The organism is Lacticaseibacillus salsurivasis, assembly GCF_036246225.1.
Classification (GTDB): Bacteria; Bacillota; Bacilli; order Lactobacillales; family Lactobacillaceae; genus Lacticaseibacillus; species Lacticaseibacillus salsurivasis.
On record NZ_BTTP01000015.1, the window covers coordinates 61,724 to 70,392 of the forward strand.

Annotated in this window: 3 protein-coding genes; all 3 read left to right on the forward strand. The window is 50.1% G+C overall.

From position 1 onward, the window contains the following. Nucleotides 1-3 precede the first annotated feature (3 nt). Nucleotides 4-1,458 carry a glycosyltransferase gene (locus AAA927_RS10255; protein WP_338217747.1) on the forward strand — a complete coding sequence of 485 codons (1,455 nt, stop codon included), beginning with the start codon at nt 4-6 and terminating at the stop codon, nt 1,456-1,458. Further along, on the forward strand, nt 1,458-2,309 hold the full coding sequence (locus AAA927_RS10260) for a hypothetical protein (RefSeq protein ID WP_338217748.1): 852 nt from the start codon (nt 1,458-1,460) through the stop codon (nt 2,307-2,309). The genes AAA927_RS10255 and AAA927_RS10260 overlap by 1 nt, the downstream gene beginning before the upstream one ends. 290 nt (nt 2,310-2,599) lie before the next feature. Further along, nucleotides 2,600-8,669: accessory Sec-dependent LPXTG-anchored adhesin (locus tag AAA927_RS10265; RefSeq protein WP_435891526.1), on the forward strand; the 6,070-nt coding region annotated here is incomplete at its 3' end.

Consider the following 8,669-nt stretch of genomic DNA (forward strand, 5'->3'; position numbering starts at 1 on the left):
TAAATGAATTTCTTTGTTAACGATGCAATGGGGATGGGTAATTCCGGCGTAGAACACGCTCAATTTTACCGGGCAAAGCGGTTTGATCAGGCAAAGTTGCCGTACCGCTATATTTTTCTGGATTTGATTCCAGAGCTGCACAAGGCGATGGACCGCTGGGAACTGCGGGACGATCAGGTCATTAACATCTGGGAGTTCTTCACCCTGGGGGATGACTATGCGCTGGCCGGTTTGAAGCAGCGTATCACCGCCAAAAAAGCGGACATCGTGATTGATGGCACCGACACGCACCGCAAGTCAGAAGAAGTGCTCGACTCCGGGCTGCGCGTCGTCAACCATCTGGTGAAGTATCCTGACATTCATAAACCAGAAAACAAGCTCCTGATGGTTTCTGCTGGGCGCACTGAAATTTTCAATGAAGCCACGGGCAAACGTGCCATCATGTATGAATATGTTGATGATCCGCATCGCAATCGCTTGGTGCGCAACATTCACATTTTCGATTACAATGGTAAGCACTTGTTCTTCCCCAATCGGGTGCTGATGTACCGGTTCTTCTTCAACCGGCTGAATGACCTGTACGGGGCGCCTTCGACCTTCCTGATTGATCGCGGGGAAGAAGTGGATGAAGCCTTGATGAATCAGCCGATTCCTGACGCGAAACTGGTTTACGTGGTTCACGCCGATACCTTGGGCGATCGCAACGACAAGCGCTATCCACTGTGGAACAACCATTATCAGTACATGTTCGACCACATTCAAAGCAGTGATCGGATTGTGGTGGCCACCGAATTGCAGCGCCAAGATATCCTCGTCGATTTTCCGGATGTCGCCGACAAAGTGGTGGCGATTCCCGTTGGTGGGGTGCGTGATGGCATCAAGCCGCGTGAGCGCGCCAAGATGCAGGACCCGATTCGCGTCATTACCGCATCGCGGCTGGCGGCTGAAAAACATGTGGATTTGGCCATTAAAGCGGTGGCCAAGTGGCATGATGAAGACGGCGTCAACGTCGAATTCGATATCTACGGGCGCGGCGAAGAACAAAAGAAGCTGGAAGATGCCATTAAAGAAACCAACTCTGGCGATTACATCAAGCTGAAGGGCCTGTCTGACAACTTGGCTGAAATCTATCCTCAATATGACATCTTCGTGTCCGCTTCGTTCTCTGAAGGCTTTGGCTTGACCTATATTGAAGCCTTGAACGCTTCGCTACCAATCGTCACTTACCGGGCCCGCTTCGGCGCCACCGAACTGGTGCATGATGGCGAAAATGGTTTCTTAGCTGATTTCAAGCGCGATGACATGGACTATGATGTCGACACGCTGCATGAAGGCTTCAAGCGCCTGCAGGCCGCGAACTACGGCAAGCTGGTGGCAAACACCACTGCCTCGTTGGATCAGTTCCAAGACCATGTGATTGCCGGTAAGTGGCAGAAGTTAATGGAGGGTCTGCGCTAATGAAGTATGAATTACTAAATACCATCACGCCAGGGACCGAGGCCTGGGATCAGGTTGTGGCCCGCGCCAAAAAAAATCATGAACGGATTATTGTGTTGGCTGCCATGCCTAATTTTGCTGGCATCTTGAACCAAGCCGGGCTCAAAGGGGTCAGCCTCATCGATCGGGTCTGCAACCGTACCTACAAGAAGGACGACTACATGTTCTTCGACCGCATTCCTGTCCCAACCGGAGCCAAAATAGAGATGAACGAAGACGGCAATCTCAATGTCCTGTATGACGGCGATAAAATTGCCAACGTGTCGCTGTACCCGAATACTCGCCGCGCCGTTCAGGATGTGCGGTATCTCAATCCTGATGGCACCTTGGACTACATTGAGGAGTACGCCACAGATGGGTCGCATTACACCAACATCTACTACTACAACAACGAGATGCAGGAAATCGACTTTCTCGACATGCAAGAGCGGCCTGTGCTGCGTTATTACTTGTACGAAGGCGTCATCAACTTTGTTACCATCGAAAACCCCGTGACCCGTGAAGTCACTGCCAAGTACAACAGTGTGCGTGAATTCGTGACCGCGGAAATGCCGAACATCGTTAAGCCGAATGACACGGTAACGATCAGCTACATGGGGATTGAACTGGATGCCCTGGGCCAAACCAACTCTCACAACATCCTGGCAATGGCCGAAGATCCATTCGATGAGCATCACGAAGTTCGGGGCAACTTGCAGGCCATTCTCAAAAATGACATCAAGACGGTCCAAGAGGTCCAAGTGCCGGTCATCGCTTATCAGGAATTACAGAAAACAGACCTGCCAAGTGACAAATTAAAGCTTCTCAAATAATTCAAAAATAAATTCAAAAAAGTTAATTAAATTACAAATTAAATTTCACAAGACAGGTCGCGTTTTTGGAGACCTGTTTTTTTATTGTGCATGGGCGTTGTACAACCAAGGGATAAAATGGCTAATCCATATTATAAAACCCATTTTTCAGTTATTGAACTAAAAATATAAGCCACCCTGATTACAATAAATAATAGACGTTATATTGCAATATGGAGGTAATGCCGTTGGGAAAAAAGACTGGCAGTTCCGGAGATATTTTTAGGAACAATAGTAAAGTACGTTTTAAGATGTTTAAGGACGGTAAAAGATGGCTTGTTGCTGGGACAGCAACTTTAAGTGGTTTACTGGGTGGTTTACTGATTGCACCGCACGCGGTTAATGCGGATACCACCACACCAACTGTCGCTAAGACGGTTGATCAGCAAGACACTTTGGCCACTCAGGATACGGCCACGATTCCAGTATCCTCACAGACCGGATCTCAGACGACCTCGACGGATGCTTCGGCTTCCATCGAAGCTTCGACGAGCACCTCGGTCAGCATTTCGCAATCGGCATCCGAATCAGCTCTAGTTTCAGAAAGTGCTTCGCAGTCAGGATCAACGACTGAGTCAGAATCATCATCAACTCAGTCATCAACTTCCTCCTCAACGTCTACTGCGACCTCCACTTCTGCAACGAGCGCTAGTTCCGTTGCCGTCAAAGCCGCAACCACTGCGGCTACCACTCAAACCTTGGGCACGCAGCTTGGTTTGGGTGCAAAAGATACTGCATCAGTCAAAGATGGCCAGTTAACCATCAATGTTACTGATGACGCTTCTTTGACTGCACCTGTATTAGCTAACATTGCCCGTTACGTTTCAGCCAACGCTGTTAACACAACGGTCATTCTTACCGCTGGTGCGCAAATCACGAGTCGGGACGGCAAAGTTAGTGTCCTAATTTTGAACGGCGCCACCGCAGTAAGCAGTATACAAGATGGGAAAAACTTGGCTACGGCTATTGGCCAAGTTACTGGCAAGGTACCAACTGTTGAAGGTATCGCTGCCACCGCTGCGGTTTCCGAAGCGATGGACGGCTACACCACCAAGACTGGTGCCGGGGTCAGCATCCTAGGGATTCAGATCAGTACCGGCTGGAGCCAAGAGCCAACCAGTCAAAACGTGGCCATTGGTCAAAATGCACTTTTGATTGGGACGGTCTCAACCGCGGTCTCTGAAGCATTTAACAATTTCTTGTCAAGTGCCACAATCAGTGCGCTTACGCTGGGAACGGTTCATTTTGCCCCGACCTACGAGCTGTACTCTAATGATGGTAGCGGTTGGAAAGATACCGGCTTGAGCAACTCGACTGGGGTCTTTTCTGTCCCAGAAAATTCGTCAGATAAGATTGCTTACCAGATTGTTTATACCTATGCGGCTACCGGGAGCGGACTGATCTCGTCAGCACTGGCAATTGGTGTTAATGCTGCCATCGCCGCCTCTAATATGTTTATGAGTTTGGGCTTTAACGATGGGACTTATGGCTCAGAAGTAGCTGTAGTTACCGTTGACAAGCCAATCGCGGCCACTGGTATTACAGTCACAGCGCCAATCGACTATTTGTTGGTCAGCGGGACTAATGGTACCACGGTTGTCTCAACGACCGGGACCGTTGGCAGTAACACTTCTGCCGGTGAGCAAATTGACTACACGCTGAATCCAACAAACTCAAACGATAAGATCACTTGGTCAGTTGACGGTGGTGCCACCATCTCCAGCACGGGCTATCTGACCGTTACGCAGCCGGGAACATACACAGTAACCGCGACGGCAACGAATGCTGAAACTGGTGCCGTTGATGCTCGCGGCTCGGTTGAGGTCACCGCCGGTGGTGGCTTAAGCGATCAGACTGTCACTGCCGGTGACAATGTCTCAATTCCGCTTCGAGGCACGGGTTCACTCGCTGGCGCGACTGTTACCTATCAGTGGTACAACGCTGATGGCAGTGCTGTTGCTGGTGCGACCGGCACCACACTGACAATCAATAATGTGCCTGCTAGTGATAATGGCAACAAGTACTATGTCAAGATGACCGTCAAGACTCAGGATGCCAGTGGGAACGCTGTCACGACTGTTATGCAGTCGAACACCATGACCCTGACTGTCACTGACAACACGCCTAAGATTGAGGGCGGTACCGAAACAATCTACGTTGGTCAGAATTACAAGGATGACTTAACAGATATTGCAACGATTACCGATTCCGAGGGTAATGCCGTCGACAACAATGCCGCATATGCGGCAGGCGATCTGACTATTACTGAATCTTATGGCAAGGTGGATAATACCAAGCCTGGTAGCATGCTGGTTGTCGTGACCTACACTGATCCGACAACACACAAGACCAGCCAGGCCAACGGTTTGGTTGTGGTTAAAGCCTGGAGCCCAGCCGCTAGTCAATCTAACAGTCAGTCGGCTTCACAAAGCGCTTCAAACTCTGCAAGCAACTCCGCCTCTGTGAGTGCTTCGCAAAGTGCCTCCACTAGTGCGCTTGGCAGTGCTAAGGCATCAGAGTCCGATCAAACGGCCTCACTGAGTGCCTCGCAAAGTGCTTCAGCCAGTGCTTCAACTAGCCTGAAGACTTCACAATCCGTTAGTCTCTGGCGCTCAGCCAGTGCATCTTCTTCAGCGTCAATCAGTGCCTCACAAAGCGCTTCTAACAGCTCTAAGGCATCGAACTCTGCCAGTGTCTCGTCCTCAGCCAGCTACTCAGCTAGCTATTCTGCCAGCGACAGTGCTAAGACTAGTGCGAGCGTAAGTGCAAGCAATAGTGCAAAGGCCTCGGACTCGGCTAAGACGTCAGCTTCGATTAGCGCATCGGCTTCTGCCAGCGCTTCGACTAGCGCGGTTAACTCCGCAAAGGATTCGGCTCAGAAGAGTGAAATTGATCTGCTGAACTCGATCACCAAGTCAGAAATTGCTTCCGAATCGGCTAAGACGTCGGCGATTCTCTCTGCAAGCTATTCTGCATCTGCTTCCTCGTCGGCATCGATTTCGGGATCAATTATCAATTCACAAATCGATTCTCAGTTGTCTGAAATCTCCGAGTCAATTGCTTCATACTCTGAGGCTTCAATAAGTCTCTCTGAGAGTTACTCGGCAAGCGTCATCCAGAGTTATTCTGACAGTGCTTCCATTAGCGCCTCTAACAGTGCCAGTGGTTCAGCTTCACAGAGTGCTTCAGCCAGTGCCAGTGATTCTGCCAAGACCTCAGAGAGCAATAAGAGTGCATCCAACAGTGCATCTGGCAGCGCATCGGTCAGTGCATCACAGAGCGCTTCTGATTCAGTAAAAACGTCAAATAGTAACAAGAGTGCATCTGACAGTGCTAGTGGTTCAGCTTCCGAAAGTGCTGTAACTTCTGCATCCGACAGTGCCTCGGTTAGTGCCTCTCAGAGTGCTTCTGAATCAGCAGACACCTCGAACTCTAACAAGAGTGCTTCAGACAGTGCTAGCGGTTCTGCCTCTGAAAGTGCTGTCACCTCAGCTTCTGACAGTGCCTCGGTTAGTGCCTCTCAAAGTGCTTCTGAATCAGTAGACACTTCAAACTCTAACAAGAGTGCATCTGACAGTGCCAGCGGTTCAGCATCTGAAAGTGCTGTAACCTCTGCTTCTGGCAGTGCCTCGGTTAGTGCATCAGAGAGTGCTTCTGAATCAGCAGACACCTCAAACTCTAACAAGAGTGCATCTGACAGTGCCAGCGGTTCAGCTTCCGAAAGTGCTGTCACCTCAGCATCCGACAGTGCATCAGTAAGTGCTTCTCAGAGCGCTTCAATCTCTGACGCAAGTCAAAGTGCATCAATTAGCGCTTCGAACAGTGCCAGCGGTTCAGCCTCCGAAAGTGCTGTAACCTCTGCTTCTGGCAGTGCCTCGGTTAGTGCATCAGAGAGTGCTTCTGAATCAGCAGACACCTCAAACTCTAACAAGAGTGCTTCAGACAGTGCTAGCGGTTCAGCATCTGAAAGTGCTGTCACCTCAGCATCCGACAGTGCATCAGCAAGTGCTTCTCAGAGCGCTTCAATCTCTGACGCAAGTCAAAGTGCATCAATTAGCGCTTCGAACAGTGCCAGTGGTTCAGCCTCCGAAAGTGCAGTAACTTCCGCATCTGACAGTGCATCAGTAAGTGCCTCTCAGAGTGCTTCGATCTCTGACGCAAGTCAAAGTGCTTCAATTAGTGCTTCAGACAGTGCCAGTGGTTCAGCCTCCGAAAGTGCAGTAACTTCCGCATCTGACAGTGCATCAGTAAGTGCTTCTCAAAGTGCTTCGATCTCTGACGCAAGTCAAAGTGCATCAATTAGCGCTTCGAACAGTGCCAGCGGTTCAGCTTCCGAAAGTGCAGTAACTTCCGCATCTGACAGTGCATCAGTAAGTGCTTCTCAGAGTGCTTCGATCTCTGACGCAAGTCAAAGTGCTTCAATTAGCGCTTCAGACAGTGCCAGCGGTTCAGCCTCCGAAAGTGCAGTAACTTCCGCATCTGACAGTGCATCAGTAAGTGCTTCTCAGAGTGCTTCGATCTCTGACGCAAGTCAAAGTGCATCAATTAGCGCTTCGAACAGTGCCAGCGGTTCAGCTTCCGAAAGTGCAGTAACTTCCGCATCTGACAGTGCATCAGTAAGTGCTTCTCAGAGTGCTTCGATCTCTGACGCAAGTCAAAGTGCTTCAATTAGCGCTTCAGACAGTGCCAGCGGTTCAGCATCTGAAAGTGCTGTAACCTCAGCATCTGACAGCGCATCAGTAAGTGCTTCTCAGAGTGCTTCGATCTCTGACGCAAGTCAAAGTGCTTCAATTAGCGCTTCAGACAGTGCCAGCGGTTCAGCCTCCGAAAGTGCTGTAACTTCTGCATCTGACAGTGCATCAGTAAGTGCTTCTCAGAGCGCATCAATCTCTGACGCAAGTCAAAGTGCTTCAATTAGTGCTTCGAACAGTGCCAGTGGTTCAGCCTCCGAAAGTGCTGTAACTTCTGCATCTGACAGTGCATCAGTAAGTGCTTCTCAGAGTGCTTCGATCTCTGACGCAAGTCAAAGTGCTTCAATTAGCGCTTCAGACAGTGCCAGCGGTTCAGCCTCCGAAAGTGCTGTAACTTCTGCATCTGACAGTGCATCAGTAAGTGCTTCTCAGAGCGCATCAATCTCTGACGCAAGTCAAAGTGCTTCAATTAGTGCTTCGAACAGTGCCAGTGGTTCAGCCTCCGAAAGTGCTGTAACTTCTGCATCTGACAGTGCATCAGTAAGTGCTTCTCAGAGTGCTTCGATCTCTGACGCAAGTCAAAGTGCTTCAGTTAGCGCCTCGAACAGTGCTAGTGGTTCAGCTTCTGAAAGTGCTGTAACCTCAGCATCTGACAGTGCATCAGTAAGTGCTTCTCAGAGTGCTTCGATTTCTGACGCAAGCGAGAGTGCTTCAATTAGTGCTTCGAACAGTGCCAGTGGTTCAGCATCAGTAAGTGCATCCGAAAGTGCAGATACTTCAGCATCAATCTCTGACGCAAGTGAGAGTGCTTCAATTAGTGCCTCGAACAGTGCCAGCGGTTCAGCATCTGTCAGCGCATCTGAAAGTGCCGACACATCCGCATCAGTAAGTGCATCCGAAAGTGCAGATACTTCAGCATCAATCTCTGACGCAAGCGAGAGTGCTTCAATTAGCGCTTCAAACAGTGCCAGCGGTTCAGCATCTGTCAGCGCATCTGAAAGTGCCGACACATCCGCATCAGTAAGTGCATCCGAAAGTGCAGATACTTCAGCATCAATCTCTGACGCAAGTCAAAGTGCTTCAATTAGCGCTTCAAACAGTGCCAGCGGTTCAGCATCTGTCAGCGCATCTGAAAGTGCCGACACGTCCGCATCAGTAAGTGCATCCGAAAGTGCAGATACTTCAGCATCAATCTCTGACGCAAGCGAGAGTGCTTCAATTAGCGCTTCAAACAGTGCCAGCGGTTCAGCATCTGTCAGCGCATCTGAAAGTGCCGACACATCCGCATCAGTAAGTGCATCCGAAAGTGCAGATACTTCAGCATCAATCTCTGACGCAAGTCAAAGTGCTTCAATTAGCGCTTCAAACAGTGCCAGCGGTTCAGCGTCTGTAAGCTCCTCCAACAGTGCCGACGGCTCTGCGATCGCTAGTGCTTCCGCAAGTGAATCAACCGACGCCTCCGCAATTGGCAGCTTGTCTGAGAGCATCTCTATTAAGAACTCGCAGTCAATTCCAGCCAGCGAATCCGCTAGCGCCTCCGCAAGTGCTTCCGCATCAGCTTCGGCTAGTGCCAGTGCTTCAACGAGTGCCAGCGAAAGTGCATCGGTATCCGCAAGCCAGAGTACCAGCA

What these genes read in the sequence shown, in the direction of transcription:
- AAA927_RS10255 (WP_338217747.1), top strand. Translation starts at nt 4, where the DNA reads ATGAATTTCTTTGTTAACGATGCAATGGGGATGGGTAATTCCGGCGTA.
- AAA927_RS10260 (WP_338217748.1), top strand. Translation starts at nt 1,458, where the DNA reads ATGAAGTATGAATTACTAAATACCATCACGCCAGGGACCGAGGCCTGG.